Raw genomic sequence first — 13763 nt, 5'->3', positions numbered from 1 at the left:
TCCTCAGCGCCGGGCGATGGTCACGCGGAAGTTGTTGAAGAACTTGTCCTCCAGCGTGTACGCGAAGATGTCCAGGTAGCGCTCGAAGCGGGCGACGACCTCCTCGCCCTCCAGGGCGACGGCCTCGTCCCGGCGCTCGGCGAGCAGCCGCAGCCAGGCGCGGCAGGCGACGGCGAACGACTCGCGCTCGTTGACGATCTCGACGACGTCGAAGAGCCCCTCGGCCGCCTGCGTCAGCTCGTGCAGGTGCGGGATGTGGCAGTTCTCGAACTCGGAGCGCTGGAGGAACTTCAGGTCGTCCAGGAGCTGCCGGTTCATCGGCAGGGCCTCGGCGGTCATGGTGTGCAGCACGAACCGGGCCCCGGGCTTGAGGGCGGCGCCCACCTTGTTGAAGAACACCCGGTACTTCTTGGTGCGCTCGCGCGGCGGCAGCGTGGAGGAGACGAAGTGCTCCAGCGCGTTGATGCAGAACGCCGCGTCGTACGGGTCGTCGGTGACGTGGTCCTCCCACGACTCGACCCGGGTGGTGATGCGCGGGTTGTCCAGGCCGGCGATGAACTGCTCCTGCGTACGGCTGAGGGTGAGCCCGACGGCCTGCTCCACGCCGTGGACGGTGGTCAGCCGGTTGAGCATGGTGCCCCAGCCGCAGCCCACGTCCAGCACCCGGCGCGCACCGGCGGCGCGCGCCAGCTCGACGAACGTGTCGAGCTTGCGCTCCTGGGCCTCGTCGAGCGCCTCGGTCAGGCCCTCGCCCTCCTCCCAGTACCCGCCGGAGTACATCATCGTGGGGCCCAGCAGGAGGCGATAGAAGTCGTTGCTCACCTCGTAGTGGTGCCTGATCGCGTCGACCTCGGGGACCGACCTGTCTGCGACCGTCGTCATGTGCGTCCTCAACTCCTCCTGGCGGCGTGCGCTGTCGCAGACGAGGAAAGCGGGTCGCTCGCAACAGATGTGCAAGACGGCCGCCGCGAACCCGTGTTGCGCACGCGTTGCGCGGCCCGGGCTTCCATTCCCACCGAACGACCGAGCCCCGCGAGAGAGGACCCACCTCATGTCCCTGCCCACCATCGAAGAACTGGCGAGCCAGCTCGAGGCCGTGTCGGGCGCCGAGAAGGTCGACCCCGACCACCCGCTCCAGCACATCGCGGACGTCGACTCGCTGGACCTGATGGAGTGGCTGTACGGCTTCCAGAACGCGTACCCCCACATCCCCGCAGACGAGTCGCTCTTCGCGGACATCGACGACACGACCACGCTGCGCGTCGTCTACGACCGCATCGTCGCGCTCGTGCCGGCGCAGGTCTGAGCGGGACCGCCCGTGAACGGCTTCGACATCACCGGGTGGGGCATGGCCGTACCCGAGCGCGTCGTCTCCAGCCAGGAGCTGGCGCAGCGCTTCGGCGTGGACGAGCACTGGATCGTCAGCCGGTGCGGAATCCGTGAACGGCGGGCCGTCGGGCCGGGCCAGACGACCGCCTCCCTGGCCGTCGAGGCCGGCCGGCGCGCGCTGGACAAGGCCGGGCTGGGCGGCGGGGACATCGCGCACCTGATCGTCGCCACCGCCACGCCCGAGCAGCCCTCCCCGGCGACGTCCGCGTTCGTCCACCACGAACTGGGCATCGCCGGCAGCGCGCACGACGTCAACTCCGAGTGCGCGGGGTTCGTCTACGGACTGGTCCAGGCCATGGCGCTGATCAAGATCGACCCGCGCCCGATCCTGCTGATCGGCTCCGACACCCACACCCTGACGGCCAACCCGGCCGACCGCGACCTGTCGATCCTCGTCGGCGACGGCGCGGGCGCGGTCGTGCTCCAGCCGGCCGCCCAGGACCGGGTCCTCGCCTGGAACCTGGGCGCGGACGGGAGCTGCACCGGCAGCCTCAAGGTGCTCGCCGGCGGCAGCCGGATGCCCACCACCGAGGAGACCGTGCGCCAGGGCCTGCACTACGCGCAGATCAACGGCAACGAGATCTACCTCAACGCCGTGCGGTACACGGTGCGCACGGTGCGCGAGACGCTGGCCGAGGCGAAGGTCGACGCGGCCGACGTGGACCACGTCATCCCGCACCAGGCGAACATCCGGATCATCAACTCGATCCTGAGCCACACGGGGCTGCGGCCCGAGGCCCTGGTCGCCAATCTGCACAAGTACGGCAACACGGCCTCCGCGTCCATCCCGATCGCGCTGACCGAGGCCCTGGACGAGGGCCGCGTCAAGGACGGTGACCTGGTGCTGCTGGCCGGGTTCGGTGCGGGGATGACCTGGGGGTCGGTCCTGCTGGAGTGGGGCGGAGGGAAGCGATGAGCAGCAAGCCCGCGGGCAGCCGGCCCGAACGGCCGGTCGCCCTCGTCACGGGAGCGTCCGGCGGGCTCGGCCAGGCCCTGGCGATCGAACTGGACGCCCTCGGCTGCCGGGTCGCGGTCCACTACAACAGCTCGAAGGACGCGGCCCTCGCCGTGGCGGACCGGCTGCGCAACGACTCGGTCGTGGTCAGCGGCGACGTCGGCTCGTACGAGGCCGTCACGGCGATGTACGAGGAGATCGGCGCCCGGCTCGGTCCGGTGGACGTCCTGGTCAACAACGGCGCGATCCGCAAGGACGCGCTGATGGCGATGCAGTCGCCGGCGGACTGGGCGGAGGTGATCCAGACCAACCTGATCGGCTCCTTCCACACCGCCCGCGTGGCCGTTCCGCACATGCTGCGGCAGCGGTGGGGCCGGGTCCTCAACGTGGTGTCGCCGTCCGGTCTGATCGCGACGGCGGGCCAGACGGCGTACTCCGCCTCGAAGGCGGGGCTGATCGGCTTCACCCGCACGCTGGCCGCCGAGTGCGGCCGGCGCGGGGTCACCGTCAACGCCCTCTCGCCCGGCTTCATGATCACCGGCATGACGCAGGACCTCCCCGACCGGGTGAAGGAGGGGATGGAGACCAAGGCTCCGATCCCTCGCTTCGTCACGGTCGAGGAGGTCGCCCGCAGCGCCGCGCTGTTCCTGGATCAGGACTGCATGACGGGCCAGGTGATCAGCATCGACAGCGGAGTGTCCATCACCTGACGGACCCGCGCACCCCAAAAGGGGCCCGGCCACCAGGCCCGGGCCCCTTTTCCCTGCTCCCACCGGCGTGAGGGTGACGGGGTCGGAGGTGGGGGGTGTTCGGACGTAAAGGCGCGAAGCGCAGTCCGAATATCCCCCACCGGAGGCCCCGGCGCCCGCCTCCAACAGCGGCGCCCCGGGCCCACCGGGTACCCGGCCCACCGGGCACCCGGACCCCCGGGCCCCGGGACGCACCGCCCAAAAGGCGACCACCCCGGGCACCGTCACCCCGGCCGGGGGCGCCCTGGGGGTGCAACGCCCCCGGGAACCGTCAGCGCGGGGGCGGCAGCGCCTCGAAGGCGCCCAGCAGCACGGGGTCCAGGGCGTCCGGGGGGCCGGGCTCCACGTAGGCGGGGCGGCGCGGGAGGGAGGGGCCGGAGGCGCGCAGCAGCTCCAGGTACGCCCGCTGGGTCTCGGCCGCCGGGTCGATGCCCAGCTCCTCGGCGAGCACCTCGCGCAGTTGGTGGTACGCGCGCAGCGCGTCCGCCCGGTTGCCGGCCGAGGCGTGCGCCGTCATCCGGCAGCGGTGGGCGCTCTCCCGGAACGGCGCACGGCGCACCGCCTCGTCCGCGTACCGCAGCCCGTGGTGCTGGTCGCCCAGGGCGGAGGCGGACAGGCTCGCCAGCTCCAGGGCGGTCAGGCGCAGTTCGTCCACCCGTTCGCGTACGGCGCCGACCCACTCGCCCTCGTGAGCCGGCAGGAACGAGCCGCGCAGGTTGGACACCGCGCCGGCGGCCAACTGCCGTGCCACGGCGTGGGCGCCCTCGGCGAACGCCTCCCGCGCCTCGGCGACCGCCACTTCGGCCGCCTCCACGTCGACCGCCGTGTCGCCGGGCAGCTTCAGCAGGTAGCGGCCGCTGCGGGCGACCAGCGGTGTCTCGCCCGGCTTCTGGTGCGGGCTGGTGACATAGGCACGCACCCGGCTGACGACACTGCGCAGGGCCGACGCCCAGGTGTCCGGCAGCCCGTCCGGCCACACGGTGTCGGCGAGCTGGTCGCGGCCGGTGCCCGCCGCGCGTTCCAGGACCAGCCGGGCGAAGGCCACCTGGGCCTGGGCGCTCGACAGGTGCTGAGGCGGAACACCGTCGTGTTCGATGGTGACGAGTCCTACGAGTCTGATCAGCAAAGCTGAATCCCCCATGACATCGGCGGCCCCTGGCCGAAAGCGCGTGAGCGCGCACGAAAAGGGACCGCGGACCATTACGGGGCCGATCTTGCGACTCCGTCGCCGACCGGTTCCCTTTTCCACTCCCTTTCCCGTGCATTCGACCGTACCGGCGTCTCGTAGAACTGTTCAACCATGGCCGGAAACATACCGCCGTGAATAGTCGGAACCCTCCCGTCCGGTATTTCGCGCGCTCTTGCCCGGTCCACCGAAAAGGAAATTGCGCGCGTCTTGCGGCCGCCGCCTAGAAATGACGTCGTGTTGGGTCAATGCCGAGATGTGCCGAGAAGGACGAGCTGCCGTGGATGAGGAGACGCACGTGAACGCACCCGGAGCATGGGATCGCCTGGAGCCGAAGCTGGCGGCCACACGACGGCGGGTGCGGTCGCTCGAATCGGAACCCGGCCGCCGCAACAGCTTCGTCGCGTACACCGTCGAGCGCGACAGCGCCTACGCCGACCTCGACGGGCGCCGGCTGCTGATGATGTCCGGATACAGCTACCTCGGACTGGCCGGTGACGAACGGGTCGTCGCCGCCGCCAAGGCCGCCGTCGACCTGTACGGCACCGGCAACCACGGCGTGCGCGCCCTGGCCGGGACCATCCCGCTGCACGAGGAGCTGGAGGCGGAGGTCGCCCGGTTCGCCGACCGCGAGACGTCCATGGTCTTCGGGTCCGGTTACGCCGCCAACGTCGGCACCGTCGGCGGCCTGGTCGGCCCGGGCGACACCGTCTTCATCGACAAGTACGACCACGCCTCGATCGTCGACGGCTGCCGTCTGTCCGGCGCCACGGTCACCCGCTTCCGGCACAACGACGTCGACCACCTCGACCGGCGGCTGCGGGCCGCCGGACCCGACGGCGTACGCCTCGTCATCGTCGACAGCGTCTACTCCATGGACGGCGACATCGCCCCGCTGCCCGAGCTGCGCAAGGTCTGCGACGAGCACAACGCGCTGCTCATGGTCGACGAGGCCCACGCCCTCGGCGTCATCGGGGCCACCGGACGCGGCATCGAGGAGCACTTCGACTGGCAGGCCAAGGTCGACATCAAGCTCGGCACCCTGTCCAAGGCCATCCCCTCCATGGGCGGCTGGGTCGCCGGACCGGCCGACCTGATCGGCCACCTCCGGTACGCGGCACGGCCGTTCCTGTTCTCCGCCGCCCTCGGCCCCGCCCAGGCCGCCGCCGCCCTGGAGTCGCTGCGCATCCTCCAGCGCGAACCGGAACGCGTCGCGCACATCCAGCACCAGTCCGAGCGGCTGCGCCGCGTCCTCAACGCCGGGGGCTTGCGCACCCAGGACAGCGAGACCGCCGTACTGCCGCTGATCGCCGGGTCCGACGAGGCGGCGTACGACCTCGCCACCGCCTGCCGCCGCAACGGCGTCATCGGCCTGCCCGTGGTCACCCCGGCCGTCCCCAACGACCTGGCCCGGCTGCGGATCGCCGTCACCGCCCGGCACACCGAGGCCGACATCGACTTCGCGGCCGAGGCGTTCCTGACCTCCGCACGCGAGTGCGGCATCCTCACCGCCGCCGGCGCCTGAGAGGACGGACACCGTGTCGACCCCCACCGGACCCCCGGTCGTCATCACCGGCATCGGCGTGGTCACGCCCGCGGGCTGCACCCCCGGCGAGCTGTGGGCCGCCCTGCGGGCCGGCCGCTCCACCGCCGCCGCGCTCACCCACCTCGACCTGGACCGCCACCGGGTGCGCATCGGCTGCCGGGTCCGCGGCCTCGACGAGACGGACCTGGTGCCCGCCAAGGACGCCCGCCGCATGGACCCGTTCGCGCTGTACGGGACGACGGCGGCGCTGGCCGCCCACCGGGACGCCGGCGCCCCCGCCCCCGACCCGGCCCGCACGGCGGTCGTCGTCGGCAACGCGGTCGGCGGCCGGGCGACCAGCGACCGGGAGTCCGCGCACTACACCACGGACGGACCGCACCGGGTCAACCCGCTGATGCCGCTGATGACGATGCCCAACGCCGCCGCCGCGCAGATCGCCATGCGGCTGGGGTGGACCGGGCCCGCCACGACGATCGCCACCACCTGCGCGAGCGGGGCCGACGCGATCGGCCAGGCGATGCTGCTGCTGCGGACGCACCAGGCCGACGTGGTGATCGCCGGCGGCTGCGAGTCGACGCTGACGCCCGTCACGCTGGCCGGATTCGGCAACCTCAACGCCGTATCGCTGCGCAACGACCAACCGGAGCGGGCGTCGCGGCCGTTCGACGCCGACCGGGACGGGTTCGTGATGGGGGAGGGCGCCGGGTTCGTCGTCCTGGAGCGGGCCGACGACGCCCGGGCACGCGGCGCGCGCCCGTACGCCGAGGTCGCCGGGTACGCCGCCACCTCCGACGCCCACCACCTGTCGATGCCGCTGCCGGACGGCGCGGGCGCGGCCGCCGCGATGACGGCCGCCATCGCCGGGGCGGGCCTCGCCCCCGCCGACATCGCCCACGTCAACGCCCACGGCACCTCGACCCCGCACAACGACCGGGCCGAAGCCACCGCGCTGGCCAAGGTGTTCGGCACCTCCGGGCCTCCGGTCACCGCCCCCAAGGGCGTCATCGGCCACCTGATCGGCGCCGCCGGCGCCGTCGAGACCATCGCGGCGGTGCTGGCGATGCGCGCCCGCGAGGTCCCGCCCACCGCCAACCACGAACGCCTGGAGCCAGGAATGGACATCGACGTGGTCCACACCCGACCCCGCCCCATCCCCTCGGGGCCCGCCCTGTCCAACTCCTTCGGCTTCGGCGGCCACAACGCCTCCGTGGTGGTGGTGCCGGCATGACGACCGCCGTCGCCCGGCGTACCGCCACCGCCCCGGAGATCGCCGCCTACCGCGCCGCCGCCCGGGCCGGGCTGCCCGGCCCCGTGACCGGCGAGGCCTCCCCCGTGCACGCCTTCGTCCTCGCCCACACCGTGGCCGACCGGACCGTGCGGTCCCTGATCGCGGGCGAGGAGGCCTCCGTCGTCCACCTCGGCCAGGACATCCGCCTGGAGCGGCCGGTACGCCCCGGCGAGCCCGTCGCCGTCGCCCTCGACGTGCTCGGCGCCCGGCGCGAGCCGCGCGGCACCCGGGTCGCGGTGCGCACCCGGCTCACCGGCGACGACGGCGTACCCTTCGCCGAGCTGGTCACCAGCGCCCTGCTCGTCGGCGCGAGCGGTGTCGAACCGTTCGGCGACATCCCCTCCGGCGCCGCGCCCGCGCCCGCCGGGCCCGTCGGCGAACCCGCCACCGCCACGCACCGGCTGACCACCGACGGCATCCGCGCCTACGCGCACGCCTCGGGAGACCTCAACCCCATCCACCTCGACCCCGAGACCGCCCGCGCCGCCGGCTTCGACGGGGTCATCGCCCACGGCATGAGCGTCGTCGCCCTGGTCTGCGAGGAGATCGCCGACCGGTACGCGGACGGCGACATCACCCGCGTACGTGCCGTCGGCTGCCGCTTCTCCGGCCCCGTCCCGCCGGACGAACCCCTCGACATCACCCTCCAGCCGGACGCCGGCCCGACCGTCGTCCGCTTCACCTGCCGCACCCCCAAGGGACCGGCGGTCAAAGCCGGCTGGGCCCGCCTCAGCCCCGCGAGCAAGGAAAGGACGTCATGAGCAACACCGACACCATCAAGAAGTTCGTCATCGAGGAGTTCCTGCCCGACCTCGGCGCGCACGAGCTGGCCGACGACCACGACCTCCTCTCGGACGGGGTCATCGACAGCCTCGGCGTACTGAAGCTCATCGCCTGGGTCGAGGACCACTTCCAGCTCCCCGTCGGCGACGCCGACCTCGACCCCGACAACTTCCGCAGCGTGGCGGCGATCGACGCGTTCATCGCCGGCGCCCGCCAGGGAGTGGGCGGCTGACCATGCACGACGCGCTCACCGGCCTGCTCGCGCGGCGCCCGGTGGCCGAGCGCGAGACCTGGCGGTCACTGTGGGACCGGCTCGGCGACGGCACGCTCGGAAAGGAGCAGGCCGTCGCCCTGCTGGCCTCCCTGACGACCCGGCTCCCCGGCCCCGAGACGCTGCGCGCCCTGCTCGACTCGCTCCTCGAACGGCGCCCCGCCGCGCCCGCCGGCCGCTGGGACGGCACCGTCAACGTCGTCGGCACCGGCGGGGGCCCGGCGACGTTCAACATCTCCACCGCCGCCGCGTTCGTCGCCGCCGCGGCGGGCGTACGGGTCGTCAAGACCGGCTCGCGCGCCTACACCTCCAGCCTCGGCTCGGTCGACCTGCTGGAACGGCTCGGAGTGCGGCCGACGGCCTCGTACGCACATACGGAACGGACGCTGGAGGAGTACGGGATCGCCTTCGCCGGGCCCTTCGTCTACCCGGCCGAACTGACCCGGCTCGCCCGCACCGTGGCGCCGCTGAGCATGAAGCCCTTCGGCCGCTTCCTCAACGCGCTCGGCCCGTTCCTCGCCGACCTGCCCGTGACGGCCCAGGTCACCGGCGTCTCCCGCACCATGCCCCTGCCCGCGCTGCGCGCCCTGGCGGGCACGGTGACGGACCGCCGGATCTGGCTGACCACCAACACGGAGGGCGCCGACGAACTGCTGCCGTTCGCGGACAACACCGTCCACACCAACGCCCCCACGCCCCTGCCCCCGGCCGTCTCGGGCGGCCCGGGGGGCACAGGCACCCCCGGCGTCCCGACGGTCCCGGCGGTCCCGGGCGGCACGGCCTCCGTCCCCTCCGTCCGGGGCGGCCCGGCCGTCCCGGCGGTCCCGGCGGTCCCGGCGGTCCCCGGCGGCCCGGCGCTCCCCGCCGTCCCTGGCGGCCCGGCGGTCCCTGGCGTCCCCGCCGTCCCCGGCGGTCCGGGCGTCCCCGCCGTCCCCGGCGGTCCGGGCGTCCCCGGCGGTCCGGGCATCCCCGGCGGCCCTGGCCGGGCGGCCGGCGGGGACGACCACACCGCCACGATCCCGCTGGAGGCAGGCGCCCTGCTCCCCGCCGACGGCTCCCTCGACGACCTGCGGCCCGTCGCGCCCGCCGACGCAGCCGGCCACTTCCTCGACGTCCTGTCCGGCGCCGCCGGCGTCACCGCCACCCGGACCGTGTGCCTCAACGCGGCCGCCCTCGCGGTGGCGAGCGGCCACAGCGACGGCTGGCCCGCCGCGCTCGCCGCCGCCGAGCGGGCCGTCACCGGCGGCGCGGCCCGCGAGCTCGCCGAACGGATGCGGGCCGCCCGCACCGCCACGGCGGGGGTGCGCCGTGGCTGAGTTCTTCGTCCGCGACGCGGCCACCGCCACCGCCGGACCCGGACTCGCGCTGTTCCTCAACGCGGGCGACCCGCCCCTCGACGCCTTGGAGGACCTCGTCCTCATGCTCGACGAGGAAGGCGTCGACTGCCTGGAACTGGCCGTGCCCTTCCCCGACTCCGTCACCGACGGGCCGGTCGTCCGGCGCTCCGCACGCCGCGCCCTGGACCGGGGCACCGGCCTCGACGACGTCCTGGCCCTCATCGCCCGCGTACGCCCCGGACTGCGCCGGCTGCGCATCGCGCTCCTCGCCGACTGGAGCCACTCCCTCAAGCACCGGGACCTGTCCGCCGCCACCCGCGACATCGCGGCGAGCGGCGCGGACGGGCTCCTCGTCCACGCGCTGCCGCCCAGGCTGCGCACCACGTACCACGCGGCGGCCCGCGACGCCGGGCTGCCCGTGGTGACCACCTGCTACCAGCGCAGTTCCGAGGCGACGATGGCCGAGGCCGCCGCCCACGCCACCGCCTACCTGTACCTCGTGGCCCACTACGGACGCAGCGGCACCGCCCCCGCCGCCGGGCACGCCGCCCTGGCCGGCACCGTCGCCGCGCTCCGGGCCCGTACGACGTCCCCGATAGCCGTCGGCTTCGGGGTCAGGACCCGTGACGACGTGGCGGCCGTCCACGCCTGCGGAGCCGATGCGGTGATCATCGGCTCGGCCGGGGTGGAACGCATCGAGCGCGCCCTTGACGAGGGCCGCGACCCGGTCACCGGCTTCCGCGACTTCGTCAGGGCCGTCCGTCCGTCCGTCCCGCCAGTCAGTCAGTCAGTCCCTCCGTCCGTCCCTCCAGTACGAACCGGGAGTTGAGAAATGATCATCCGTGACATCGAGGACGTGAAGACCGTCGAGTGGGGCAACGGCCTCAGCCGCCGCTTCCTGCTCGCCTCGGACGGCGTCGGCTACTCGCTCACCGACACCGTCGTCCGGGCCGGCACCAAGTCGCGCCTCCAGTACCGCAACCACCTCGAAGCCTGCTACTGCATCGAGGGCTCCGGCGAGGTGATCGAGCTCGACGGCACCTCGCACCCGATCACCCCGGGCGTCCTGTACGCGCTCGACCAGCACGACCCGCACTACCTGGTGGCCTCCCCGCACGAGGACCTCCGGCTCGTCTGCGTCTTCAGCCCCGCGCTCCAGGGCGACGAGGTGCACAGCCTGGACGAGCACGTCTCGTCCGCGTACTAGGCGGTCGCCGGTGATCCGATGGAACTCCGACCAGACCGGCCTCCGGGAAGGCCTGGCCCGGTGGGGTGAGGCGCTCAGCGCCGACCACATAGAACAGGACGAGCAGGCCACCTTCTCCTGGGAGAAGTGGAAGCTCGTCCGCCGGACCGGCATCCTCGCCCTGCCCTTCGAGGAGCGGTACGGCGGCCTCGGCCAGTCGCTCCTGACCACCATGTACGTCCTGGAAGGGCTCGGCGAGCACTGCCGGGACGCCGGGCTGAGCTTCTCGGTGACCACCACCCTGGCCAGCACCGGCGTACCCCTGGAGAAGTTCGGCACGGCCGGACAGAAGGAGAGGTACCTGCCCGGGATCTGCTCCGGCGAGGTGATCGGCGCCCATGCCATCACCGAGTCCGAGGGCGGGTCCGACGCGATGGCCATGACCACGCGCGCCGAGCGGGACGGCGACCATTTCGTCCTGACCGGAGCCAAGACGTTCGTCAGCAACGGCCCCGTCGCCGACGTGATCGTGGTGTACGCGCGGACCCACCCCGACGGCGGACCGCTCGGGGTCACCGCGTTCCTGGTGGACCGGGACACCCCGGGGCTGACGACCGGCCGGCCGATCAAGAAGATGGGGCTGCGCACCTCACCGCTGAGCGAGCTGTACTTCGACGGGTGCCGCATTCCCGCGGACCGCGTCCTCGGCCGCGTCGGCGGCGGATTCCTCGTCCTGGACCACGTGATGAAACGGGAAGTCCTCTTCTCCTTCATCGTCAATGTCGGAGAAATGCAGCGCCGGCTGGAACAGGTCGTCGACTACGCGAAGACGCGCCGGTCGTTCGGCAAACCGATCGGTTCGTACCAGTCGATCGCCAACAAGATCGTGGATACCAAAATCGGTCTGGAGACGGCACGGAAATGGCTGTACGACACCGCGGAACGGCTCGTCGCCGGCGAGAACGTCACCACGGACCTGGCCATCGCCAAGCTGATCACCAGTGAGGCGAATGTGGCCAGCAGCCTCGCCGCCGTGCAGATCTTCGGCGGGCACGGCTACATGACCGAGTACGGGCTCGAACAGGACGTGCGCAACGCCGTGGGCGGCACGATCTATTCGGGCACCAACGAGATCCAGTACAACCGCATCGCCTCGATGCTGGGACTGGGCAAGTGACCACGGCACCCGCACCGGTGCTCCGGGGACGCGCGCGGCCCCGGAGCACCGTACCCAAGGAGCAGCCCCATGACCTCCCGCTTCATCGAGGCCCTGCTGACGGCCGAACGCCCGCTCATCATGGAGATCAAGCGGCGTGACGCGCACGGCATCGACCTCATCGCCGGACGCACCCCCGCCGACATCGTCGCCGCCTACGAGGCGGCCGGCGCGCCGTGCGTCTCCGTGGTGACCGGGCGCTGGTTCGCGGGCACCCCCGAACTGCTGCGGGACGTCGCCCGGCTCACCGACCTGCCGCTGCTCCAGAAGGACTTCATCACCCGGCGCGACCAGCTCACCACCGCCAAGGAGCTCGGCGCGTCGGCCGTCCTGCTCACGGCCGCCCTGCTTCCCGCGACCGCCATGCGCACCCTGGTCGAAACCGCGCTGCGCACCGGGCTCACGCCCTTCGTGGAGGTCACCGGCGAGGCGGAGGTGGCGGCCGTGCCGCACGCCGCCGAGTGCGTCATCGCGGTCAACAACAAGGACATCAGGGCCCGGGAGCGGGACGCCGGCGACATCGGCCGCAGCCTCGCCCTGCTGCCCGCGCTCCGGGCGGCCGGCACCCCTTGCCCGGTCAGCGCCAGCGCGATCGACACCCCCGAGACGGCCACCCGCCTCCTGGCCGCCGGCTACCGGGGCCTGCTGATCGGCACGGCCCTGCTGCGCGCCGGCGACCTGGACGCCTGGCCGACGGCCGCGCCGGTGGGCTGACGGACACCGGACGCCGGGTCCCCGCGTCAGGACGGCGCGAGGACGCAGAACTCGTGGCCCTCGGGGTCGGCCAGGCACGCCCATGGGACGTCGCCCTGGCCGAGGTCGAGGTCGGTGGCGCCGAGGGCCCGCAGCCGGGCCACCTCCGCCGCCTGGTCGTCACCGGCGTACGGCAGCAGGTCGAGATGGACGCGGTCCGGCCCGGGCTGCACGCCGGGCGTGCGGAGGAATTCGAGATACGGGCCGGCACCCTTGGCGGAACGCAACACCGCACGGTCGTCGGTCACCTCGTGCAGGGTCCAGTCCATCGCCTCGCCCCAGAACCGGGCCATGGCCCGCGGATCGGCGCAGTCGACGACCACCGCGGCGATCGGCCCGGTGTCCCGGTAGGTCTCGCGGGGCTCCAGCACGCAGAACTCGTTGCCCTCCGGGTCGGCGAGGACGGTCCACGGCACGTCGCCCTGGCCCACGTCGGCGGGCGTCGCCCCGAGAGCCCGGAGGCGCGCGACCAACTCGGCCTGATGGGCCGCGGATGTGGTGGCGAGATCCAGGTGCACACGGTTCTTCGCCGTTGTCCTGGGTTCCGGGACGGGTACGACGTCGATGCCGAGGAAGACCGGGTCCGGCCAGACGAGGCCGCCGGCGGGGCCGACGTAGGTGGTCACGCCGGGGCTGTAAGCACTCCAGCCGAGCGCCTCCGCCCAGAACCGGCCGACCGCCGAGTGATCAAGAGCCTTGATGTTCACCATCACGGGTCGCAGGGCCATGCCGACGATCCTATGGAACTCAGCGCGGCCTTCCCGCACGGAAGGACTGACGGCCAAAGACCCCACAGCCCCGCCTCAGCTCACCACCCGGTTGACCAGTTGGTCGCGGACGCGCGCCGGGAGCTCGGGGGCGAACCGCTGGAGGCAGGCGTCCGGTGCCGGTCGGCGCCGACCAGGCAGGGCGTTCCGCCACTGCCCACGGGAGCGGTCCGCACCCCCTCGGCCCTATCGGCTCGCCGGCACTCGGGCGGCCCGAGCACGGGACACCGCCGCGGGCTGAGCAGCCGAATGCCCGTCATCACCCGACGACCACTCACGTCGGCGCAGCCCCGGGCCGCGTCGGCCACTGGTCCGGGGCCGGGCTGGGTGCCGGCGT

15 protein-coding genes are annotated in these 13763 nt (G+C 73.1%); 12 read left to right on the top strand and 3 right to left on the bottom strand.

Translation table 11 applies throughout. From position 1 onward, the window contains the following. Nucleotides 1-3: 3 nt before the first annotated feature. The gene (locus tag ACZ46W_RS32215) at nt 4-882 is read right to left on the bottom strand and encodes a class I SAM-dependent methyltransferase (RefSeq protein WP_468345346.1); all 879 of its coding nucleotides are present in this window, start codon (nt 880-882) and stop codon (nt 4-6) included. A gap of 169 nt (nt 883-1051) precedes the next feature. On the opposite strand from ACZ46W_RS32215, the gene ACZ46W_RS32210 reads away from it, so the two are divergent. From ACZ46W_RS32210 to ACZ46W_RS32200, 3 genes are read left to right on the top strand one after another with little or no spacing between them, the layout of a single operon-like run. Further along, entirely contained in the window at nt 1052-1306 is a 255-nt protein-coding gene (locus ACZ46W_RS32210) for a hypothetical protein (protein ID WP_366132355.1), read from the top strand. 12 nt (nt 1307-1318) lie between these two features. Continuing rightward, nucleotides 1319-2305 carry a 3-oxoacyl-ACP synthase III family protein gene (locus ACZ46W_RS32205; protein ID WP_366132354.1) on the top strand — a complete coding sequence of 329 codons (987 nt, stop codon included), beginning with the start codon at nt 1319-1321 and terminating at the stop codon, nt 2303-2305. Continuing rightward, complete coding sequence (locus ACZ46W_RS32200; protein WP_468345342.1) at nt 2302-3054, top strand: SDR family NAD(P)-dependent oxidoreductase; 753 nt, start codon at nt 2302-2304, stop codon at nt 3052-3054. Before ACZ46W_RS32205 ends, ACZ46W_RS32200 begins: the two co-directional genes overlap by 4 nt. Before the next feature lie 310 nt (nt 3055-3364). Here the strand turns inward: ACZ46W_RS32200 and ACZ46W_RS32195 are convergent, their stop codons facing one another. Further along, entirely contained in the window at nt 3365-4219 is an 855-nt protein-coding gene (locus tag ACZ46W_RS32195) for an AfsR/SARP family transcriptional regulator (protein WP_468345339.1), read from the bottom strand. Nucleotides 4220-4577: 358 nt separating this feature from the next. Here ACZ46W_RS32195 and ACZ46W_RS32190 point away from each other — a divergent pair, with 358 nt between their 5' ends. From ACZ46W_RS32190 to ACZ46W_RS32150, 9 genes are all read left to right on the top strand, one after another. Continuing rightward, nucleotides 4578-5804 carry an aminotransferase class I/II-fold pyridoxal phosphate-dependent enzyme gene (locus tag ACZ46W_RS32190; RefSeq protein WP_468345336.1) on the top strand — a complete coding sequence of 409 codons (1227 nt, stop codon included), beginning with the start codon at nt 4578-4580 and terminating at the stop codon, nt 5802-5804. Between the two features lie 13 nt (nt 5805-5817). Then, complete coding sequence (locus tag ACZ46W_RS32185; protein WP_468345333.1) at nt 5818-7053, top strand: beta-ketoacyl-[acyl-carrier-protein] synthase family protein; 1236 nt, start codon at nt 5818-5820, stop codon at nt 7051-7053. After that, nucleotides 7050-7874 carry a MaoC/PaaZ C-terminal domain-containing protein gene (locus ACZ46W_RS32180; protein ID WP_468345331.1) on the top strand — a complete coding sequence of 275 codons (825 nt, stop codon included), beginning with the start codon at nt 7050-7052 and terminating at the stop codon, nt 7872-7874. The genes ACZ46W_RS32185 and ACZ46W_RS32180 overlap by 4 nt, the downstream gene beginning before the upstream one ends. Further along, nucleotides 7871-8128: an acyl carrier protein gene (locus tag ACZ46W_RS32175; RefSeq protein WP_366132348.1), complete on the top strand. Its 258-nt coding sequence runs from the start codon at nt 7871-7873 to the stop codon at nt 8126-8128. The genes ACZ46W_RS32180 and ACZ46W_RS32175 overlap by 4 nt, the downstream gene beginning before the upstream one ends. A gap of 2 nt (nt 8129-8130) precedes the next feature. Beyond that, nucleotides 8131-9483 carry a hypothetical protein gene (locus ACZ46W_RS32170; RefSeq protein WP_468345328.1) on the top strand — a complete coding sequence of 451 codons (1353 nt, stop codon included), beginning with the start codon at nt 8131-8133 and terminating at the stop codon, nt 9481-9483. Next, nucleotides 9476-10333 (top strand): tryptophan synthase subunit alpha, encoded by an 858-nt coding sequence (trpA, locus tag ACZ46W_RS32165; protein ID WP_468345325.1) that lies wholly within the window; start codon nt 9476-9478, stop codon nt 10331-10333. The genes ACZ46W_RS32170 and trpA overlap by 8 nt, the downstream gene beginning before the upstream one ends. Nucleotides 10334-10336: 3 nt before the next feature. Then, on the top strand, nt 10337-10711 hold the full coding sequence (locus tag ACZ46W_RS32160) for an ectoine synthase (protein ID WP_366132345.1): 375 nt from the start codon (nt 10337-10339) through the stop codon (nt 10709-10711). 10 nt (nt 10712-10721) lie between these two features. Then, entirely contained in the window at nt 10722-11867 is a 1146-nt protein-coding gene (locus ACZ46W_RS32155; RefSeq protein WP_468345322.1) for an acyl-CoA dehydrogenase family protein, read from the top strand. 69 nt (nt 11868-11936) lie between these two features. Then, nucleotides 11937-12620, top strand: a complete 684-nt coding sequence (locus tag ACZ46W_RS32150) for a beta/alpha barrel domain-containing protein (protein ID WP_468345319.1) — start codon at nt 11937-11939, stop codon at nt 12618-12620. Between the two features lie 26 nt (nt 12621-12646). Here the strand turns inward: ACZ46W_RS32150 and ACZ46W_RS32145 are convergent, their stop codons facing one another. Next, nucleotides 12647-13387 (bottom strand): VOC family protein, encoded by a 741-nt coding sequence (locus tag ACZ46W_RS32145; RefSeq protein WP_468345316.1) that lies wholly within the window; start codon nt 13385-13387, stop codon nt 12647-12649. Between the last annotated feature and the right edge of the window lie 376 nt (nt 13388-13763).

The sequence above is a fragment of the Streptomyces sp. NPDC031064 genome, assembly GCF_055570965.1.
Note: the sequence above shows the minus strand (reverse complement) of the source record. Positions and strands in the feature narration are given on the sequence as shown.